Annotated in this window: 17 protein-coding genes; 11 read left to right on the plus strand and 6 right to left on the minus strand. The window is 65.3% G+C overall.

Annotated elements, in window-relative coordinates:
• From V7D81_RS19075 to V7D81_RS19120, 10 genes are all read left to right on the plus strand, one after another.
• On the plus strand, window positions 1-524 hold a 524-nt coding region (locus V7D81_RS19075), incomplete at its 5' end, for a methyl-accepting chemotaxis protein (protein ID WP_324319233.1).
• 171 nt (window positions 525-695) lie between these two features.
• Window positions 696-3,416 (plus strand): leucine--tRNA ligase, encoded by a 2,721-nt coding sequence (leuS, locus tag V7D81_RS19080; RefSeq protein ID WP_324319235.1) that lies wholly within the window; start codon window positions 696-698, stop codon window positions 3,414-3,416.
• Between the two features lie 52 nt (window positions 3,417-3,468).
• Window positions 3,469-4,098, plus strand: coding sequence for an HAD family hydrolase (locus tag V7D81_RS19085; protein WP_324319237.1), 630 nt, complete (start codon window positions 3,469-3,471; stop codon window positions 4,096-4,098).
• A gap of 99 nt (window positions 4,099-4,197) precedes the next feature.
• A complete protein-coding gene (locus V7D81_RS19090; RefSeq protein WP_349257693.1) occupies window positions 4,198-4,968 on the plus strand; it encodes a class II aldolase/adducin family protein in 771 nt (256 codons plus the stop codon).
• A gap of 311 nt (window positions 4,969-5,279) precedes the next feature.
• Complete coding sequence (locus tag V7D81_RS19095; RefSeq protein ID WP_324319241.1) at window positions 5,280-5,765, plus strand: LPS-assembly lipoprotein LptE; 486 nt, start codon at window positions 5,280-5,282, stop codon at window positions 5,763-5,765.
• 9 nt (window positions 5,766-5,774) lie between these two features.
• Window positions 5,775-6,257 (plus strand): hypothetical protein, encoded by a 483-nt coding sequence (locus V7D81_RS19100; protein WP_324319243.1) that lies wholly within the window; start codon window positions 5,775-5,777, stop codon window positions 6,255-6,257.
• 120 nt (window positions 6,258-6,377) lie between these two features.
• Window positions 6,378-8,627 carry a PAS domain S-box protein gene (locus tag V7D81_RS19105; RefSeq protein ID WP_324319245.1) on the plus strand — a complete coding sequence of 750 codons (2,250 nt, stop codon included), beginning with the start codon at window positions 6,378-6,380 and terminating at the stop codon, window positions 8,625-8,627.
• Window positions 8,628-8,670: 43 nt separating this feature from the next.
• On the plus strand, window positions 8,671-9,333 hold the full coding sequence (locus V7D81_RS19110; protein ID WP_324319247.1) for a response regulator transcription factor: 663 nt from the start codon (window positions 8,671-8,673) through the stop codon (window positions 9,331-9,333).
• Between the two features lie 352 nt (window positions 9,334-9,685).
• A complete protein-coding gene (locus V7D81_RS19115) occupies window positions 9,686-10,057 on the plus strand; it encodes a response regulator transcription factor (protein ID WP_324319249.1) in 372 nt (123 codons plus the stop codon).
• Window positions 10,041-11,537: a sensor histidine kinase gene (locus V7D81_RS19120; RefSeq protein WP_324319251.1), complete on the plus strand. Its 1,497-nt coding sequence runs from the start codon at window positions 10,041-10,043 to the stop codon at window positions 11,535-11,537. The genes V7D81_RS19115 and V7D81_RS19120 overlap by 17 nt, the downstream gene beginning before the upstream one ends.
• A 219-nt stretch (window positions 11,538-11,756) precedes the next feature.
• Here the strand turns inward: V7D81_RS19120 and pip are convergent, their stop codons facing one another.
• The 6 genes from pip to V7D81_RS19150 all read right to left on the minus strand — a co-directional run bounded on the left by pip (window position 11,757) and on the right by V7D81_RS19150 (window position 20,223).
• The gene (pip, locus tag V7D81_RS19125; protein ID WP_324319252.1) at window positions 11,757-12,857 is read right to left on the minus strand and encodes a prolyl aminopeptidase; all 1,101 of its coding nucleotides are present in this window, start codon (window positions 12,855-12,857) and stop codon (window positions 11,757-11,759) included.
• 163 nt (window positions 12,858-13,020) lie between these two features.
• Window positions 13,021-13,836 (minus strand): copper resistance protein B, encoded by an 816-nt coding sequence (locus tag V7D81_RS19130; RefSeq protein WP_324319254.1) that lies wholly within the window; start codon window positions 13,834-13,836, stop codon window positions 13,021-13,023.
• An 80-nt stretch (window positions 13,837-13,916) separates the two neighbouring features.
• On the minus strand, window positions 13,917-15,596 hold the full coding sequence (locus V7D81_RS19135; protein ID WP_324319256.1) for a copper resistance system multicopper oxidase: 1,680 nt from the start codon (window positions 15,594-15,596) through the stop codon (window positions 13,917-13,919).
• A gap of 11 nt (window positions 15,597-15,607) precedes the next feature.
• Window positions 15,608-17,977 carry a heavy metal translocating P-type ATPase gene (locus V7D81_RS19140; protein ID WP_324319258.1) on the minus strand — a complete coding sequence of 790 codons (2,370 nt, stop codon included), beginning with the start codon at window positions 17,975-17,977 and terminating at the stop codon, window positions 15,608-15,610.
• A gap of 112 nt (window positions 17,978-18,089) precedes the next feature.
• Window positions 18,090-18,455, minus strand: a complete 366-nt coding sequence (locus V7D81_RS19145; protein ID WP_324319259.1) for a hypothetical protein — start codon at window positions 18,453-18,455, stop codon at window positions 18,090-18,092.
• Between the two features lie 106 nt (window positions 18,456-18,561).
• A complete protein-coding gene (locus V7D81_RS19150; RefSeq protein WP_324319261.1) occupies window positions 18,562-20,223 on the minus strand; it encodes an amidohydrolase in 1,662 nt (553 codons plus the stop codon).
• A gap of 95 nt (window positions 20,224-20,318) precedes the next feature.
• Between V7D81_RS19150 and V7D81_RS19155 the strand changes: the two genes are divergently transcribed.
• Entirely contained in the window at window positions 20,319-21,227 is a 909-nt protein-coding gene (locus V7D81_RS19155; RefSeq protein WP_324319263.1) for a DMT family transporter, read from the plus strand.
• Window positions 21,228-21,289: the final 62 nt, after the last annotated feature.

The raw sequence follows: 21,289 nt of genomic DNA on the forward strand, positions 1-21,289 counted from the left end.
GCGAAGTGCGCTGCCTCGCGCAGCGCAGCGCCACGGCGGCCAAGGAGATCAAGGAACTCATCAACGACTCGGTCGAGAAAGTGCAGGCGGGCACGGGCCTGGTGGACGAATCCGGCAAGGCGCTCGGCGACATCATGGAGAGCGTCAAGAAGGTCAGCGACATCGTGGCCGAGATCGCGGCGGCGAGCGAAGAGCAGGCTTCGGGCATCGAGCAGGTGAACAACGCCGTCACGCAGATGGACGACACGACCCAGCAGAACGCGGCGCTGGTGGAAGAGGCCGCTTCCGCGGCGAAGTCGATGGAACAGCAGGCGCAGCGCCTGGTCGCGGAGATCGGATTCTTCCGGGCGGCGTCGGCCGTGCGGACGCAGCAGGCGGTTGCACCGGCGACGGTCGTGGCCGAGCGCGCTCCGGTCCGCTCCATCGTCAAGGCGCCGGTCCGCCGCGCCGCACGTCCGGCGCCGGCACGGCCGGCCCCGATGGCGAAGGCCAGCGGCGACGACAGCAGCTGGCAGGAGTTCTGATCTTCTGTAGGTCAGGCTTCAGCCTGACTCTTGAAGGCCGGCTGAAGCCGGCCCCACAGCAAGAAAAACAGCAAGCCGACCCTGCAGCCGCAGTGAGCTTGCTAGCCGGTCAGCTTGCCAGTCCGGTATCCTTCGCCGCTCAAACCCCTGGGTTCCGGCGAAGTTTTCTTCATGCAAGAACGTTACGATCCTGCGGCTGTCGAGTCGCAGGCCAGAAGCTATTGGCAGGCCGCTGACGCCTTCTCCGTCAGCGAAGACAGCTCGCGTCCGAAGTACTACTGCCTGTGCATGTTCCCGTATCCCAGCGGCCGGCTGCACATGGGACACGTGCGCAACTACACCATCGGCGACGTGCTCTCGCGCTTCATGCGCAAGCAGGGCTACAACGTGCTGCAGCCGATGGGCTGGGATGCGTTCGGCCTGCCTGCGGAAAACGCCGCGATGGCGAACGGCGTGCCGCCGGCCAAGTGGACCTACGACAACATCGCGTACATGAAAGGCCAGCTGCAGTCGCTGGGCTTCGCGCTCGACTGGAAGCGCGAACTCGCCACCTGCCGGCCCGACTATTACAAATGGAACCAGTGGATGTTCCTGCGCATGCTCGAAAAGGGCATCGCCTACAAGAAGACCGGCGTCGTGAACTGGGATCCGGTCGATCAGACCGTGCTCGCCAACGAGCAGGTGATCGACGGCCGCGGCTGGCGCACCGGCGCGCCGGTCGAGAAGCGCGAGATCCCGATGTACTACCTGCGCATCACCGACTATTCGCAGGATCTGCTCGATGCGCTCGACACGCTCACCGACTGGCCCGAGCGCGTGCGCACCATGCAGGCGAACTGGATCGGCCGCAGCGAAGGCGTGCGCCTGGGGTTTCCCTACGAACTCGAGGGCGAGAAGCACACATTGAATGTGTTCACGACGCGCGCCGACACGTTGATGGGCGTGACGTTCTGCGCCGTCGCCGCCGAACATCCGCTGGCGACGCACGCCGCGAAAAACGATCCGGCGCTCGCCGCCTTCGTCGAAGAGTGCAAGAAGGGCACGGCGATGGAAGCCGAACTCGCCGTCATGGAAAAGAAGGGCATGCCGACGGGCCTGTTCGTCACGCATCCGCTGACCGGCGACCAGGTGCCGGTGTGGGTCGGTAACTACGTGCTCATGACCTACGGCGAAGGCGCCGTGATGGGCGTGCCGGGGCATGACGAGCGCGATTTCGAGTTCGCGAACAGGTATGGGTTGCCGATCAAGCAGGTGGTTGAAGAGGTGGCGACTGGCGACTGGCGACTGGCGACTGGCCAGAATCAGTCTGGCGCGACTCTGGCCAGTCGCCAGCAGCCAGCAGCCAGCAGCCCCTTTTCTTCTACACAGTGGCAGGACTGGTACTCCACCAAGGCCGGCTTCTGCATCAACTCGGGCAAGTACGATGGCCTCGGCTATCAGCAGGCCATCGATGCAATCGCCGCCGACCTGTCGGCGCTCGGGCTCGGCCAGAAGCAGGTGCAATGGCGCCTGCGCGACTGGGGCATCTCGCGCCAGCGTTACTGGGGCTGTCCGATCCCGCTGATCCATTGCCCGACCTGCGGCGACGTGCCGGTGCCCGACAAGGACCTGCCGGTCGTGCTGCCCGAAGGACTCGTACCGGACGGCAGCGGCAATCCGCTCAACAAGCTGCCGGCGTTCTACGAATGCAAGTGCCCGAAGTGCGGCGCCGACGCGCGACGCGAAACCGACACGATGGACACGTTCGTCGATTCGTCCTGGTATTTCGCGCGCTTCGCCTCGCCGGGCAACGACCAGGCGATGGTCGATGAGCGTGCGGACTACTGGATGCCGGTCGACCAGTACATCGGCGGCATCGAGCACGCGATCCTGCACCTGCTGTATTCGCGCTTCTGGACGCGGGTGATGAAGGACCTCGGCCTGCTGAAAGTCAGCGAGCCGTTCAGGAACCTGCTGACGCAGGGCATGGTCCTGAACGACATCTACTCGCGCAAGACGGGTGAAGGCCGCATCCAGTACTTCAATCCTGCCGACGTCGACGTGCAGGTCGACGCGAAAGGCACGCGCACCGGCGCGACGCTGCGCAGCGACGGACAGCCCGTCGAGTGGGAAGGCATGCGCACCATGTCGAAGTCCAAGAACAACGGCGTCGATCCACAGAAGCTGGTGGGTGAATACGGGGCGGACAGCATCCGCCTGTTCATGATGTTCAAGGCGCCGCCGGAAGACACGCTCGAGTGGTCGGATGACGGCGTCGAAGGCGCGGCGCGGTTCATGAGGAAGGTGTGGCGGACGGTGTATGAATTCGTCGAGGGCGACAGGCGACAGGCGACAGGCGACAGCAAGAAGGAAGAGTCTCTGGCCGTAGCCCGTAGCCTGTCGCCTGTCGCCCTGACCGACTCCCAGCGCAATCTGCGCCGCGCCGCTCACGCCACGCTGGTCAAAGTCACCGACGACCTCGGCCGTCGCCGCATCTTCAACACCGCCATTGCTGCCGTGATGGAGCTGATGAATACGCTGGCGAAGTTCGAAGACGACTCGCCGCAGGGGCGCGCCATCGTCCAGGAGACGCTGGAGCTGGTCGTGCAGATGCTCTCGCCGATCGTGCCGCACGCGACGCACGCGTTGTGGCAGGCGCTCGGCCATGAAGACTCGCTGATGGATCGCGCCTGGCCGAAGCCGGATCCGCAGGCGCTGGTGCAGGACGAGATCCAGCTCGTCGTGCAGGTCAACGGCAAGCTGCGCAGTCATGTCACCGTCGCGGCGACCGCCGACGAAGCCACGATCCGCGAAGCCGCGCTCGCCGATGCCGGCGTGCAGCGCTGGATGGAAGGCAAGGCGCCGAAGAAAGTGATCGTGGTGAAGGGCAAGCTGGTGAATGTGGTTGTCTAGCCTGCCAGCCGACTAGCCGGCTGGCAGGCTGGCCAGAAATTAGAGAGAGGCAGTGTCGGCGGAATCGCAGATCAAGGTCATTCTCTTCGACGTCGGCGGTGTGCTGGTGCGGCTCGGCGGCGTGCGGCCGATGCTGGAATGGCTCGGCTACCGCATGCCCACGGAAGACCTGTGGCGCACCTGGCTGCATTCGCCCAGCGTGCGCGCGTTCGAGACCGGCAGGATTGCCGGCGATGAATTTGCACGGCAACTCATCGATGAACTGCAGATCCAGGTCGACGCGCAGGCCTTCCTCGATTCGTTCGCGGGCTGGCCCTCGGAGGTCTATCCGGGTGCGCTGGAGCTGATCGACCGGATTCCGCCGCGCTACGTGCGCGCCGTCCTGTCGAACAGCAATGCCGTGCACTGGCCGCGCGTCACGGAAGACCTCGGGCTCGGCGGACTCTTTCATCACTACTTCGTTTCGCATCTCACCGGCCGCATCAAGCCGGATGCCGATGCCTTCGAGCACGTGATCGGCACGCTGGACTGCGGCGCCGCCGACATCCTGTTTCTGGACGACAATCTGCTCAACGTCGAAGCGGCGCGCCGCGTGGGGCTGTCGGCCTTCGTCGTTCAGGGTCCGGATGATGCGCAGCGGGTGCTGCAGCAGTTCGGCGTCGTCCCGACACCCGCCGGCTGATTCCGCACCTTGGATTGCGCGGTGCGGCTTGCCCGCTGCCGAGCGGCGGGCGTAGCCTCTGGTTTTTCCGCCCCAGCCAGAGCCAGGTGCCGTATGCAAATGCGCGTCGTCGACAACAGTACTTCGGATGTCCGCAGCAAAGTGTCCGCGGAAGAGTGGGCGGTGCGCGTCGATCTGGCGGCCTGCTACCGGCTGGTCGCGCATTTCGGCTGGGACGATCTGATCTTCACGCACATCTCGGCGAAGATTCCCGGCACGCATGATTTCCTGATCAATCCCTACGGATTGATGTTCGATGAAATGACGGCCTCGAATCTCGTCCGTGTCGATCTCGACGGCAACAAGACGTTCGACAGTCCCTACGAGATCAATCCGGCGGGCTACACGATCCACAGCGCCATCCACGCAGCGCGCGAAGATGCCTACTGCGTGCTGCACCTGCATACGATGGAAGGCGTCGCGGTGTCGTGCCAGAAGGCGGGGCTGCTGCCGATTTCGCAGCAGGCGAGCATCGTCGTGCAGTCGCTCTCGTATCACGACTACGAGGGCATCGCGCTCAATCCGGAAGAGAAGGTCCGCCTGCAGCACAATCTCGGCAACACGCGCAACCTGATGCTGCGCAATCACGGACTGCTGACGGTCGGCCGCACCATTCCGGATGCCTTCCTTGCGATGTACACCTTCCAGCGCGCCTGCGAGATCCAGGTGCTCGCGCAGGGCAATGGCGCCGAGCTGCTGCAGATTCCGACGTCGGTGCTCGACACCGTACCGGCCTACAGCAGGGCAGTGATGCGCGGCGCCGGCAGTTCGCTGACGTGGCCGGCGCTGCTGCGCAAGCTGGACAAGATCGATCCGGGCTACCGGAACTGATCGCAGTCCCGATCCTTTTCTGCGTCGAATGACTCTCGTCTGATTCCCTCCTCCGCGTAGCGGGGGAGGGGTTTCTTACTGTGGGGCCGGCTTGAGCCGGCCTCTTTTCAGAAGTCAGGCTGAAGCCTGACCTACAGAAACCCTGTCTGATCTCCTCCTCCGCGCAGCGGGGAGGAGGAGCGCGTAAGCGCGACGGAATCCCCCGGAGAGGGGAGAGGGTTAGGGTGAGGGCATCAACAGCAGTTCAAAGCCGGCAAGAACACGACCCGTCTTGGCTATACTCCTCGCGAATCGCCTCGCGAGGATCGTCGGTGTCCACCAGTCTGCGTCTTTCCGTTCTCATCGCTGCACTACTGCTGAGCGCCTGCGGCTGGCGTCTGCAGGGCACCGCACGTCTTCCGGAAATCATGTCGGCGACCTACATCGACACCGTCGACACCTATACCGATTTCAATCGCGCCCTGCGCGAAAGCCTCGAGACCTCCGGCGTGCGGCTGGTCGGCAATCGCAACGACGCCAGCGCCATCGTCCGCATCCGCAAGGACACCAGCGGTCAGCGCGTCCTGTCCGTCTCCGCGCGCAATACGCCGGAGGAGTACGAAGTCTTCTACTCGGTCGAATATTCCGTGGAAAGCCAGACGGGCGAACTCATCGCTCCGCAGAAGCTCGAACTGACGCGCGACTACAGTTACGACACGACCGCCGTACTGGCGAAGCAGCGCGAACAGTCGGTCCTGCGCGAGGCATTGGCGCGCGATCTGGCCGGACTCGTCATTCGCAGGGTCGCGTCGCTGTGAGGCGCGGCCGTGATCTTCTTTCACGATCTTGATCCCGACGAGATCGCCGGGATTCTGCGACGCTACGGACTGAACCTGGTTCAGGTCGCGCCCGGCGAGACCATCGCCGGTTCCTACTGGGGCGAGAGCGAGGCGGGGCTGATCGTCGACCGGCTCTATGTCCGCCCGGATACGCCGCTGCATTCGCTATTGCATGAAGCGAGCCACTTCATATGCATGGATGAGGCGCGCCGCGCCGGCCTCGACAGGGATGCGGGCGGCGACTACGCCGAAGAGAATGCCGTCTGCTACCTGCAGATCGTGCTGGCCGATCATCTGAGCGGCGGCTCGCGTGGGCAGATGCAGGCCGACATGGATGCCTGGGGCTATACCTTCCGGCTCGGTTCTGCCCGCGCCTGGTTCGAACAGGACGCGGACGATGCGCGCGACTGGCTCGTGACGCAGGGCGTCATCGATCGCGACGGCCGGCCGACCTGGCGCGTGCGCAGTTGATTTGTCCATGCATCCTGCCGCACCGTCATTGCGTAGAGCCGCTATAGTGACCGGGGCGCCAGACGAGTCTAATCACAAGCAAACCGAAGTAGTCCTCCGTACGAAGGGGGCGAGGGCGGGATGGGCATACGCAGAATATTCGGTCTCGAGGGGACGCTGCCGCCGGCTGCGCGCAATCTGCATCGCGATGAACCGCCGATCGGCGTGCGCAAGATCGTCGACACGACCCGCGAAGGCGTGTGGCTGTTCGATCTGCAGGGCCGCACGACCTTCGTCAACCAGCGCATGGCGGACATGCTGGGCGCGAAGCCGGCCGATCTCATCGGCACGCGGCTGCTGGAATTCCTGGATGGCGAGGACCGCGCCGCGGCCGAGCGCGATCTGCGTGCATGGCTCGCCAGGGGCGCCGACGGCCACTATCACCACCTCACCCGTCGCGACGGCAAGGATCTGTGGACGCGGATCTCGTCCAGTCCGGTCGAGAACGAACGCAATTCCATCGTCGGCCTGCTCGGCATGTTCACGGATGCCACCGAGCGCCGCGACATGGAGCACGCCCTGCAGCGTGCCGAAGCGCAGTTCCGCATCGTCTTCGATTCCTCGCCCGTCGGCATCGTCGTGGTGAACCAGCAGGGCTTCGCCGTGCTGGCCAACAACATGATGCTGACGCTGCTCGGTTACGAGCGCGGCGAGATGCAGCAGGTCTCCTTCGAAGACGTCACGCATCCCGACGACGTGGCCGAAGACCGGCGCCTGTATGCGGCACTCATGCGCGGCGAGATGGAAAGCTTCCGGCGCGAGAAGCGCTACGTGGCCCGCGACGGCCGGACCTTCTGGGTCCACGTGAACGCATCGCTGGTGCGCAGCCCGCAGGGCGAGCCCCAATACGCGATCAGCATGGTCGAAGACGTCACGGAGAAGCACAAGGCCGAACATGCATTGCGCGACAGCACGAACCAGTTGCGCCAGACGCTCGATGCGGCACGGATGGCGACCTGGCGCTGGGACATCGCCAGCGGCCAGATGCAATGGTCGGACAACGTGCACCGCGTCTTCGATCTGCCGCTCGGCCGCCTGCCCATGAATCTCCAGGAACTGGAGGCCATCATGGTGCCGGAGGACCGCGAACGCATTTCGCGCGAGATCGAACGGGTGTTGTGCACGCCGGATGCGAAGTTCGTGTCGGTCTTCCAGGTCAATACCGAGAACGGCAGCGCACGATGGTTCGAGACGCGCGGCGAACTCGAACGCGATGCCGCGGGAGAACCGCGCTGCATGCTGGGCGTGGTCGTCGACGTCACCACGCGCGAACGGGCCGAGCTGGCGCTGCGCGAAACCGAAGCGCGTTTCCGTACCCTGGCGGATGCTGCGTTCGAGGGCATCGCCATCACCGAGCGCGGCGTGCTGATCGATGTCAACGATCGGTTGCTGGCGATGTTCGGCCGGCCGCGCGAGGACGTCATCGGCCGCGGCGCCAGCGAGATGTTCGCCAGCCGGGACGTGGCGCTGGTGGAACAGAAGATGCGCAGCGGCGATGCGGGAATGTACGAGGCGATGCTGGAACGGCCGGACGGCAGCCGCACGCACGTGGAAATCCAGGCGCGATCGTTCGAGACCGACAGCGGCGGCACCGTGCGCGTCGCCGCGGTCCGCGACGTGACCGCGCGCCGGCGCGCGGCGGAATTGCTGCGCCAGTCGCAGGAACGGGAACTGCGGGCGCGCGAGGAGTTCTCGCGTCATCTGCTCACGGCCCAGGAGCAGGAGCGGCAGCGGCTCGCCAACGAACTTCACGATGGCCTCGGCCAGAACCTCTCGCTGATCCGCAATCGCATGATGCTTGCGCTGGAACTGCCCGGACTGCCGGCCGAAGTCGTCGAGCAGTTGCGCGCCGTGGCGGAGATCGCCTCGGATTGCGTCGCCGAGGTGCGCAACCTGTCGCAGAACCTGCGCCCGATCCAGATCGAACAGCTCGGACTCACCGAGGCGCTGAACAGCCTGGTCGAGCGCGTGCGCGATTCCACGACGGCGCACATCGAAAGCCGCATCGAAGACGTGGACGATGTGTTGCAGGGCGAGGAGGCGACGCATCTGTATCGCATCTGCCAGGAAGCGCTCAACAATGTGCTGCGTCACTCGCAGGCGCGACGGGTGACGCTGTCGCTGGAGCGCGATGTGGGTATGCTGCACTTGGACGTGCGCGACGATGGCATCGGGTTCGATACCGCAAGCGTCGACGGCGGGCTCGGCCTGACCAGCATGCGCGAACGTGCCCAGATGCTGGGCGGCACGCTCGATCTGCGCAGCATGTCCGGCAAGGGCACCCACCTGCAGGTGAACCTGCCGTTCACCGAGCCGGCGGATCGGCTGTGATATGCGCGTCTGTTTCCGAAGCGTCAGGGCGGGGTAAGGCTGGATGAAATCGATTCGTGTGGTGATCGTCGACGATCATCCGCTGTTCCGCGCCGGGTTGAGGCAGGTGATCCAGTCCGATCAGCGGTTCGAACTGATGGCGGAGGCGGATACGTGGACCCAGGCGACGCAGCTCATCCGCGAGCTTCGGCCGGATCTGGCCGTCCTCGACGTGAACCTTCCCGACGGTACCGGGCTGGAGATCGCGCAGACGCTGCGGTCCGAAGGCATCGCCACGCGGTTCGTCGTGCTGACGATGCTCAAGGACGAGGCGGCCTTCAACAAGGCGATGAACATCGGCATCGATGGTTACGTGCTGAAGGAGAATGCCGGCACCGAAATCGTCAGCTGCCTCGTGTCGGTGGCCGAAGGCAATGCCTACGTCAGTCCGTCGCTGACCGGGTTCCTGCTGCGCCGGCGCGGCAAGGCGGAAGCGCTCGCTTCACACAAGCCCGGGCTCGCCGATCTCACCACCGCAGAAAAGCGCATCCTCAAGCGCATCGCGGAAAAGAAAACCTCGCGCGAAATTGCTGCCGAGCTGCACGTGAGTCCGCGAACGATCGAAACGCACCGCACCAACATCTGCACCAAGCTGTCGCTCAAGGGCGCGAATTCGCTGCTGCAGTTCGCCCTGGAGAATCGCGAGTCGCTCAGCTCGCTGGGGTGAAGGTTAGGGACTCTCTTAACTGTGGGGCCGGCTTCAGCCGGCCTCTTTCCAGAAGTCAGGCTAAAGCCTGACCTACAGAAGATCAGAACTCCTGCCAGCTGTTGTCGCCTGTGGGGCCGGCCTTCAAGAGTCAGGCTGAAGCCTGACCTACAGAAAACCCCATCCCTGCTGCGCGGAGGAAGGGCCGCTCGGCTCTAAGGCCTTCCCCTACGCCCTCTCCCTACGCAGGCTTACGCACCACCCTACGCACGCCCACCCACTCGAGATTGCGTGGCGCTCGTGATTTATCCGCGGCGACGGATACCGGAAAGTACGCGCCTGGCCACGGCAACTTTCCCCTGAAGAACCCACGATGAAAGTGCTGATCATCGACGATCACGCGCCCACGCGCGCCCTGATTGCCACCTGGATTCGCAGCATCGCCAGCGAGATCCGCGAGATCTCCAATGGTCGCGACGGCTTCGATGTCTGCGCGACCTTCCAGCCCGACGTCGTCACGCTCGATCTGCGCATGCGCCTGATCGACGGTTTCGAGACGCTCAGGAATCTGCGCGAGGCCTATCCGAACCAGCTCGTCATCATCGTCACGCAGGCGGACTTCCCCGATCTGCGTCGCAAGGCTGCCGAAATGGGTGCGGCCTTCTTCGTGTCGAAGGATGAACTGCGCATGCTGCGCTGGTTCCTCGAACGTGAAGTGCAGCGTCGCAATGCTGACGTTGCGTAGTCCGGTCGTGTCGTTGCACGAAGGCACATTGCGCCGGCGCCGGCGCTTCGCGAAGCCGTCGCCGACGACACCGGCGGCCGCTGCCGATGCCGGAGTGCAGGCCGCTGCCAGCGCCGCCGAACTGCGCATGACCGCGGCGGCGGGACTGGAGGCCATGCGTCGCGATCTGCTGTTGCGGACGCTGGGCTGGATCCTGCTGGTCTTCACGCTGCTGCTGCCGATTGCCATTGCGCACGATCTGCAGACGCGTCCGTGGACCCTCTGGATGCATGGATTCACGTATTCCGTGCTGCTGCTGGCGTGGTGCCGCCGGTCGAGCCTGAATTCCCGCGCCATCGCGCTGGTGGTCCTGGGGTCGCTGTATGTGCTCGGTACCGTCGGGCTGCTGCGCACCGGCATCACCAGCATCAACGGATTGGCCTATGGACTGATCGCAATCACGACGCCGTTGATCTTCGGAATACGCAGGGGAATCGCCATGACGGCGCTCTGCGGGATCACGTACGCCATCGTCGGCGCGCTGTCGCTGTCCGGCGTGCTGACCTTCGAAGTCATGGCCGGCGACTACGCAACCAGCGCCGCCAACTGGGTCCACGCGGGTGCGGCGTTCATGGCGTTCGCCGTCACCGCCGTCGTCATTTCAGGCACCACCTCGCGCAAGCTGCGGGCGCTGCTGCACAGCGAGGCGGCGCGCAGCCAGATGCTCACGGCGGCGAACGAACGGCTGGCCGAAGCCAATGCGCGTCTGCATGACCTGAACGTCGAACTCGAGAAGCGCATCGCCGAGCGCACGCACAGCCTCGAAGAGGCCAACCGCGAACTGGAAAGTTTCTCGTACACGGTGTCGCACGATCTGCGTTCGCCGCTGCAGGTGATCGAAGGCTTCAGTTCGCTGGCATTGCAGGAAGGCGGCGCCGGTACGACCGGAAAAGTGTGCGACTACCTGCACCGGATCCAGAACGGTGCGCGACGCATGCACGAGATGATCGGGCATCTGCTGCAGTTCTCGCAGATCGGCAGCCGGGTCGTGGACCGTGCGCCGGTCAACCTGAGCGATGTCGCGCATCGCATCCTCTTCGACCTGCAGGTCACCGAACCGGGACGCCAGGTGGAGTCGGACGTCGAGCACGACATGTTCGAATCCGCAGATCCCGATCTCATCGGCAACGTGCTGCACAACCTGCTCGGCAATGCGTGGAAGTTCTCTGCGCGCCAGCAGCCGGCGCGGATCGGGTTCTCGCGCAGCCAGAGCGAGGGACGATTCGTCTACCAGGTACGCGACAACGGCGTGGGATTCGATACGGCGACGGCGCAGCGACTGTTCCAGCCGTTCGTGCGCTTGCACGACAAGCGCGAATTCCAGGGCAGCGGCGTCGGCCTCGCGACGGCCAAGCGCATCATCGACCGCCACGGCGGGCGCATCTGGGTCGAGAGCCGACCGGGCGAGGGCACGACGTTCTTCTTCACCCTGGCGGCGTGAGGAGGAAGAAGGTTTCACACGGAGATCACGGAGGCCACGGAGTCAGAGATCAAGGAATTTCCACGGGGGAAGAATGGGGACACGGGGAGCACGGGGGCAAGAAAGGATTTTTCTGTTCCGAACCCCGTGTTCCCCGTGTCCCCATTCTTCCCCCCGTGGAAATTCTTCTTCTCTACCTCCGTGTCCTCCGTGATCTCCGTGTGAAACCTTCTCTTCTCTTCACCTGAACCGGTCAGTCGCCGCTACGAGGGCGTGCGTGTTGCCGGCCTCGAATGCAGAGTGCCCCGAATCCGGGCTGATGTGGAACTCCGCCTCCGGCCAGGCACGATGCAGCGCCCAGGCCGTCTGCATCGGGCAGACGACGTCGTAGCGACCCTGCACGATCACCGCGGGGATGTGCCGGATGCGCGAGACATTGCGCAGCAACTGATCCTCGGTCTCCAGGAAGCCGCGATTGACGAAGTAGTGGCACTCGATGCGCGCCACCGAAATCGCGAAATCCTCCTCGCCCCATTTGCTGACGTTGTCTTCGTTGATGTGCAGATAGCTGGTGGCGGCTTCCCAGACGGACCAGGCGCGTGCGGCGCTGACGCGCACCGCGCGATCGTCGCTGATCAGGCGCTTGTAGAACGCCTGGATCATGTCGCCGCGTTCGGCCGGCGGAATCGCCTTCACGTAGTTTTCCCAGTGATCCGGAAAGATCGCGCTGGCGCCTTCCTGGTAGAACCATTTCAGTTCGAACCGGGTGAGCATGAAGATGCCGCGCAGGACGATTCCGGACACGCGCTCGGGATGCGTCTGCGCATAGGCGAGCCCGAGCGTCGAACCCCACGAACCGCCGAAGACCAGCCACTGCTCGATGCCGAGTGTCGTGCGCAGCTTTTCCATGTCGGCGACGAGATGCCAGGTAGTGTTGTCGACGAGGCTCGCACGCGGCTTGCTGCGTCCGCAGCCGCGCTGATCGAAGAGGATGATGCGATAGGCATCGGGATCGAAGAAGCTGCGAGCACGCTTGTCGCACCCTGCGCCGGGACCGCCGTGGACGAACACCGCCGGCTTGCCCTTCGGATTGCCGCATTCCTCGTAGTAGATCTCGTGTTCGTCGGAGACGCGCAGATAGCCGGTGTTGTAGGGCTCGATGGCGGGATAGAGGCCGCGCAGTCCCGGCGTGGTGCGTGCGGGGCGCTTGCGCTTGGTCAGCACCGCATTGCGCGCGTGGCTGCGTTGCTGGGTGGCGGGGGATTTGCGAACGCTGCGGCGACCGGCTTTGCGCTTGGAGGGCATGAAGAGTTCTCCGCGACGGATGCGCGGATTGTTCATGGCCGGATGGTTGTGTGGCAAGCCAGGACGGGGGTTTCTGTAGGTCAGGCTTCAGCCTGACTTCTGAAAAGAGGCCGGCTCAAGCCGGCCCCACAGTAAGAAGCCCCCACCCTAACCCTCCCCCGCTGCGCGGAGGAGGGGTTCAGAGGCGAATCCGGATCGTTCAGAACCACACCCGCAGGCCCGCGACGAACTCCACCTCGCTGTCTTCCGCCGCGAGATCTGCCGTCGTGCCGAAGCGCTGCTTCCAGTGCGCGCCGGCATAGGGTGCGAACTCGCGACGGATCTCGTAGCGCAATCGCAGGCCGGCTTCGAGATCGGACAGGCCGGAGCCGAGTCCGCGGTCGACGTCGTCCTTGCCGTAGAGATTGAATTCGAGCTGCGGCTGCAGGATCAGCCGCTGCGTCAGGCGCATGTCGTGACTGCCCTCGAAACGCAGCGCCGTGCGTCCCGCGTCGCCCACGTAGAACGTCATCTCCATGTCGATCCAGTAAGGCGCCAGTCCTTCCACGCCGATCGCCGCCCAGTTCCGCGACGGACCTTCGCCCGCGTCGTGACGCACGCCGGCCTGGACACTCCACCAGCGCGCGACGACGCGGTCCCACAGCAGTTCGGTGCGTGTGTGGTCCGCGCCGCCGTCGATCCAGTCGCCTTCGGACTTGAGCATCAGTTTGTTGCTGTCGCCGCCGTACCAGGCGCTGCCTTCCCAGCCGATGGCGTCGTTGCCTTCGCGCCATTCGAGCCGGTCGATGGCGATGCTGCCGAAACGCGCGGCGTCGTCCATCGCCATGATCTCCGCCATCTCGGCGGGCGACATCGGGCCCATGAGATGCGAAGGCGGATCGGGCGGAACGTGTGCGGAGGTCGTTGCCGGTGCGGGTGCTGCGGGTTCGTGATGATGGTGCTCCTGTCCGTGGGCGGTGCGGGTGAGGGCGGGCAGGGACAGGAGAATGGCCGCGAAAAGGCGCAAAGCACGCATAAATGGAAGAAAAGAAAGAATGCGTTCCAGCTCCGTTTCCGACCCTTGTGTTTTCTGCGCCTTTTTGCGGCCATTCTCTTTCATGCTTCCGCTCCCTCATGCGCCACGACCACCTCTCTGAACATCCCCGCCTCCATGTGATAGAGCAGGTGGCAGTGATAGGCCCAGCGTCCGAGCGCATCGGCCGTCACCAGATAGCTCACGCGCTGCGCCGGCTGCACCGTGACCGTGTGCTTGCGCACCTGGAATTCGCCATGCGGCGATTCCACTTCGCTCCACATGCCGTGCAGGTGGATCGGGTGATTCATCATGGTGTCGTTGATGAGCACGATGCGCAGCCGCTCGCCGTGCCGGAAACGCAGCGGCTCGGCTTCCGAGAATTTCTGGCCGTTGAACGACCAGAGGAAGCGTTCCATGTGGCCGGTCAGGTGCAGTTCGATCTCGCGGCCCGGCGCACGCGCGTCGATCGGCCCGCCGAGCGTGTGCAGGTCGGCATAGGTCAGTACGCGGCGTCCGTTGTCGCGCAGTCCGACGCCGGGATCGTCGAGCCGGTTCAGCGGCGCATCGACACGCATGTCGACGCCCGGTCCGAACTCTGCGGCTGCGTGCTGCGGCACACCGGGCATCGCATGTCCGGCATGTGCAGCATGATCGGTCGTGTCATGCGCGCCGTGCCCCATGTCGCTCATGTCGAGATCCGCTCGCGCATCGAGCGGCGGAATCTCCGCCTGCATTCCCGCGGCGGGGGCCAGCGTGCCGCGTGCATGGCCGGAACGATCCATCGCCTGCGCGAAGATCGTGTAGGCGCGATCGTCGTGCGGCGTGACGATCACGTCGTAGGTCTCTGCCGGGCTGATGCGGAATTCATCGACGCTGACGGGATCGACGTCCTGTCCGTCGGCGGAAACTACCGTCATCTTCAATCCCGGAATGCGCAGATCGAAGAACGTCATGGACGCGCCGTTGATGATGCGCAGGCGCACGCGCTCGTGGCGACGGAAGGTGCCGGTCCAGTTGCCGGCAGGCGTGATGCCGTTGAGCAGGTAGGTGTAGGCATAGCCGGAGACGTCGGCGAGATCGGTGCGATCCATGCGCATCCGGCCCCACATCGCGGCCTCGCTGGTCGCGGCCTGCCAGCCCTTGCGGTTGATGTCGGCGAGGAAGTCGCCCGTGGTCCGCTTGCCGAAGTTGTAGTAGCCGGCGTGGATCTTGAGCCGGCGATAGATCGCTTCCGGATCGGTATCGGTCCAGTCCGACAGCAGCAGCACGTGTTCGCGATCGGCTGCATGCCGTGCGGCGTCGCGCGGCTCGACCACGATGGAACCGTAGAGTCCCGTCTGTTCCTGGAAGCGCGAGTGCGCGTGATACCAGTACGTGCCCGACTGGTTCACGCGAAAGCGGTACGTGAACGTCTCGCCCGGTGCGATGCCGTGGAAGCTGATGCCGGGTACGCCATCCATGTCGGCCGGCACGATCAACCCGTGCCAGTGAATCGAGGTACGTTCGCGCAGTCGATTGGTGACACGAATGGTGACGGTCTCGCCTTCGCGCCAGCGCAGCTGCGGCGCGGGCAACTGGCCATTCACGACGGTGGCAATGCGCGGCGCGCCGGTGAAGTTGACGGGAAGCTCGGCGATTTCCAGATCGAACTGCGTACCCGACAGCACCGTGGGAGCGGCAGCGAAGAGTGCGCGGCCGGGCAGCGCAATGAGTGCGCCGCCGGCGGCGAGTCCCTGAACGAATCTGCGACGTGAGTGCATCGGCACGATCTCTACAGGGCCGCGCGCCGCAGGCGCAGCGCATTGGCGATGACGGAAACGGAACTGAAGCTCATCGCCGCCGCGGCGAGCATCGGACTCAGCAGCAGGCCGAAGTGCGGATACAGCACGCCGGCGGCGATGGGAACGCCGGCCGCGTTGTAGACGAACGCGAAGAACAGGTTCTGGCGGATGTTCTTCATGGTCTGGCGCGACAGCGCCCGCGCCCGCACGATGCCCGTGAGATCGCCCTTGACCAGCGTGACGCCCGCGCTTTCCATGGCGACGTCGGTGCCGGTGCCCATCGCGATGCCGACCTGCGCCTGCGCGAGCGCCGGCGCGTCGTTGATGCCGTCGCCGGCCATGGCCACGATGCGACCTTCGGCCTGCAGTTCGCGCACGCGGGCGGCCTTGTCCTGCGGCTGCACTTCGGCGAGCACGCTGTCGATGCCGAGTTGCGAGGCGATGGCGTGCGCGGTGATTGCGTTGTCGCCCGTCATCATCACGACCGACAGGCCTTCGCGTCGCAGCGATTCGATGGCGTGCGCGCTATCCGATTTGAGCGGATCGGCGACGCCGAGGATGCCGGCGAGCCGGCCGTCGACCGCGAGAAACATCACGGTCTGTCCCGCCGCACGCAGCGGATCGATGCGCTGCTGCCATGCCTCGACGTCGGCGCCGACGCTCGACATGAGTGCGCGATTGCCGAGGGCAACGGTTCGTCCCGCGATCCGGCCGGTGACGCCCTGTCCCGTGACGGACTCGAAGTGCTCGACGGCTTGCGTATCGATACCGGCCCTGGCAGCGCCTTCGACGATCGCACTCGCCAGCGGATGCTCGCTGCCGCGCTCCAGGCTCGCCGCCATCTGCAGCAGTTCACGCTGGGCGCGTGTCCATTCGCCGCTGGCGGCAGCGGCATCGTCCGGCGTCGCGAGGCTCACGAGCGCGGGCCGGCCCTGGGTCAGCGTGCCCGTCTTGTCGACGACCAGCGTGTCGACCGAGCGCATGACTTCGATGGCTTCGGCGTTGCGGAACAGCACGCCGGCCTGCGCGCCGCGGGCCGTCGCCACCATGATCGAGATCGGCGTGGCGAGTCCGAGCGCGCACGGACACGCGATGATCAGCACGGCGACGGCGTTGACGATGGCATGACTCAGTTGCGGCGGCGGACCCAGCCACCACCACGCGATGAACGCGATGGCCGCGATGGCAATGACGATGGGCACGAACCAGCCGGCGACGACATCGGCGAGCTTCTGGATCGGTGCGCGGCTGCGCTGCGCATCGGCCACCAGCGCGACGATGCGCGCCAGCAGCGTATCCGCGCCGACTTTTTCCGCGCGCATGACCAGCGTGCCGGTGCCGTTCATGGTCGCGCCGACCAGTGCCGCGCCAGAGCGCTTGGCGACGGGCACCGGTTCGCCGGTGATCATGGATTCGTCGACCGTGCTCGAACCTTCGAGGACGATACCGTCCACGGGAATCTTCTCGCCGGGACGTACTCGCAGCCGGTCGCCGACGGCGACGTGTTCGAGCGGAACGTCCGACTCGTGTCCGTCCGCAGCGATGCGGCGCGCGGTGGCCGGTGCGAGCTTCATCAGTTCGCGGATCGCGGCGCTGGTGCGGCCGCGGGCGCGCAGTTCCAGCACCTGGCCCAGCAGGATCAGCGTCACGATCACGGCAGCGGCCTCGAAGTACACGTCGACCTGACCGTGTTCGCCGCGTGCCGACGGCGGAAAGATCGCAGGCGCGACGGCGGCGATGATGCTGTAGACGAAGCTCACCGCCACGCCCAGCCCGATCAGCGTGAACATGTTGGGGCTGCGGTGGCGCAGCGAGGCGATCGCACGCTCGTAGAACGGCCATGCGGCCCAGGTGCAGACGGGCAGGGCGAGTGCGAACTCCACCCAGACGCGACCCGGGAAGTTCAATGTGTGCGCGAAGGCCGGAATCATGTGCCCCATCGCGATGGCGAACAGCGGCACCGTGAACAGCAGCGAGATCCACAGGCGTCGCGTCATGTCCGCCAGTTCCGGGTTGTCCTGCTCGACGGTGCTCGCGACGAGCGGTTCGAGCGCCATGCCGCAGATCGGGCACGAGCCCGGACCCTGCTGCCGGATTTCCGGATGCATCGGACAGGTGTAGATGTCCGATGCGTGTGCAGACTGCGGCGCGTGTTCGAGCGGTGTCGGCTGCAGGTAGCGCGCCGGATCGGCAATGAATTTCTGGCGGCAACCGGCACAGCAGAAGCGGTACTCCACGCCTGCGTGTTGCGCGACGTGCGGCGAATCCGGCGACACCGTCATGCCGCATACCGGATCTTTCGCAGCCGATGCGGCGTGCTGCGAACAGCAGCTGCCGCCGTGATGAGAAGAGTGATTCATGATCTGCCTGCCATGCCCATGAAGCCGCGCCGACGCCCGTCGCGATGACGGGTCATCTTCAGATGCTGGGGACGAATCGCACGCCCGCAAGCGTGCACGACTGACGCGACGGTCAGGCGATGGGAGGCGGCGTGGGCGGAATGTCGAAGCGGGTCAGCGCCGGCAGCGCGATCGCGTCGAAGCGCATCGCACCGGAAACCAGCGCAATCGCGACTGGAACGGGAAGGAGAGCGACCGCCGCGACGCAGTGACTCGCGCAACCGGCATGTGATGGACCGGCATGATCGCAGTGCGGGCACGACCGCGAATCCTGCTGCGAATCTTGCGGAACGAGGCCGTCATGATTCATGTGTTGCGCGGACTCGCCGCAGTGCGCGACCGCGGGTGCAGCCGTCGCCTGCGCGCTCGCGATGGTCGGCACCAGCGATTGCAGCGCGACGCAGAAAGCCAGCAGCAGGGCGAGGAAGCGACGGTTCATTGCCGGGTGATGCTACGACGGATCGCGGATTCGGGCCAGAGCGGGGGATTGATGTTGGTCTTTTCCCCTGTGGGGCCGGCTTCAGCCGGCTGCTGAATCAGGCCGGCTAAAGCCGGCCCCACAGGCGCACACCCGCGACATAGGTAGCTTTCACCTGGATGTCGTCGATCTCGCTCTCCGGCACCTTGAAGTAGTCGCGGTCGATGAGGATGAAATCGGCCCACTTGCCGGGTTCGAGCGAGCCCACGCGATCTTCCATGAAGCTCGCATAGGCGGCGTCGATGGTGAACAGGCGCAGCGCTTCCTCGCGCGTGAGTTTCTGGTTGCCGTACCAGCCGCCCGGCGGTTGGCCGTCGCGATCCTGCCGCGTGACCGCGGCGTACAGGCCGAGAAACGGATTCGGCAGTTCCACCGGGAAGTCGCTGCCGCCTGCCAGCCGCGCACCTGCGTTCAGCAGCGTGCGCCAGGCGTAGGCGCCCTGAATGCGCTGCGGGCCGACACGGTCTTCGGCCATGTTCATGTCGGAGGTCGCGTGCGTCGGCTGGATCGAGGCGATGACACCGAGTTTCGCGAAGCGCGGGATGTCTTCGAGCGCGATGATCTGCGCATGTTCGATGCGCGGACGCAGCGCGCTGCGTTGAACCGCCGTCAGTTCATGTTCGAAAGTGTCGAGCGCCAGCCGGTTGCCGGCGTCGCCGATCGCGTGGATGTTCAGCTGCCAGCCACTGGCGGCGGTGAGGTCGGCGAGCGTCGCGATCTGCGGCGCTGTGTACAACATGAGTCCGCGATGATGCGGCTGGTCGCTGTAGTCCTGCAGCATCGTCGCGCCGCGGCTGCCGAGTGCGCCGTCGACCCACGCTTTCACCGCGCGCATCTGCAGACGGTCGTCGAATTCCGCCGGCTTCGGACCGGCGGCCAGGGTGGCGCGGGCTTCTTCGCTGTCCGCCAGCATCGCGTAGATGCGAATCGGCAATCGCTGCGACGCGCCGAGTGCGCGATACGCCTGGTAGTCGCGAACGGAAATGCCGGCGTCATGAACGCCGGTGAGACCGAGCGAGGCCACGTCGTTCATCGCGGCATGCAGTGCGCGTTGCAGTTGGGCGTCCGTCGCTGCCGGAATGTGTTTTTCCACCAGCGCGCTGGCGGCATCCACCAGCACGCCCGTGGCTTCGCCGCGCGCATCGCGCACGATCTGGCCGCCCTGGGGATCGGCGGTCGCGCGCGTGATTCCTGCGATTTTCAACGCACGCGTGTTGACCCACACGGCGTGGCCATCGACGCGCGACAGCACGATCGGCCGATCGTTCACGACTGCGTCGAGATCTTTCGCCGTCGGGAACTGCTTGTCCGGCCACAGCACCTGATTCCAGCCGTGACCGACGATCCAGCCCGCATCCGCGTTGGCGAGCGCGAACCGGCGAACGCGCTCGACGGCGGCAGCGACGGATTCGCTGCCGCGCAGATCGGTCTGCAACTTGAGCTGCCCGAGGCCGAGCACATGACCATGCGCATCGATGAGTCCGGGAAGGATCGTCCTGCCGCCGGCGTCGATGCGTTCGATGTCCGTTCCGGTCGGCAGGTTCGCGCCGGAGTCGAGCAGACGTTGCACCTTGCCGCGTTCGATCACGATGCCGGCGTACTCACGCACCGTCGCGCCGACCGGCGTGTAGACGCGGGCATTGTGCACAATGACCGTCTGCGCGGATGCGCCGAAGGCAAGCAGGGCACCGCAGAGTGCCCGAAGGCTGATGCGCAGGGATCGCTGCATGCGTCGTTCCTGTCGAAAGTCACTGTCTTGTCGCGCGCTGCTGGGACAAAATAGCCCATTCCCCGATCCGCCTTCCAGCCACAGTACAACGCACAATGAACAGACGCTGGCGCGCCATCCTCATTCTCATCGGTGTCATGACGCTGTGGGGCAGCGTCTTCGTGATGACCAAGGACGTGATCGACACCCTGCCGCCGCTGACGCTGGCATTCGTGCGTGTCGCGATCGGCTTCATGGTGCTGCTGCCGTTCGCCGTTCGCCGGCGGCAACGTCAGGCCGAACCGCGTCCGTCCTTGCCGTGGCGCGACATGCTGACGATGGGCGCCATCGGCGTCGCGTTCTACTACGGCGTGTTCAACTTCGGACTCTTTCATACGTCCGCATCTCAGGGCGCGCTGGTGCAGAGTTCGATTCCGGCCATGACCGCGCTGGTCGCCATGCTCTGGCTCGGCGAGCCGGCGACCCGTTCGCGCCTCGTCGGCATCGCACTGTCGGTGGCCGGCGTGCTCGTGATCTTTTCGGGCAGTCCGACGGATCACTCGGCATCGGCGCCGGTGCTCGGCAACCTGCTGGTGTTTGCCAGCGTGATCGCGTGGGGCATCTACACCTCGTACGCGAAACGCTGCGCGCACGTCGATGCGATGATTCTTACGGCCGGCGTGATCGGGGCGGGAGCGCTTTTCCTGTTGCCGTGCGCGGTGATCGAGTTGCATGGCCGGTCATTGCCGGTACTGAGCGGCATCGAGTGGATCGAAGTCGTCCTGCTGGGCGCAGGTGCATCGGGCATCGCCTACATGCTTTACAACCTGGCGCTGCAGGACATCGATGCCAGTCAGGCCGGTGTTTTTGCCAATCTCATTCCGGTCGTCGGCGTTGCCAGCGGCATCGTCGTTCTCGGCGATCCCATCTCGCTGCGCGCCATCATCGGTGGCCTGATCGTCATTGCCGGCGTGTGGATCACCGGTGCAGAACGCGCACAGCGTCCGGTGGCTCAAGAGGCGTGAGCCGCGGAGGAGGTCTTCCTCTTCCTGTGGGGCCGGCTTCAGCCGGCCGTGGAAGCGGCGGC

The organism is Povalibacter sp. (genome assembly GCF_036735925.1).
Classification (GTDB): Bacteria; Pseudomonadota; Gammaproteobacteria; order Steroidobacterales; family Steroidobacteraceae; genus Steroidobacter.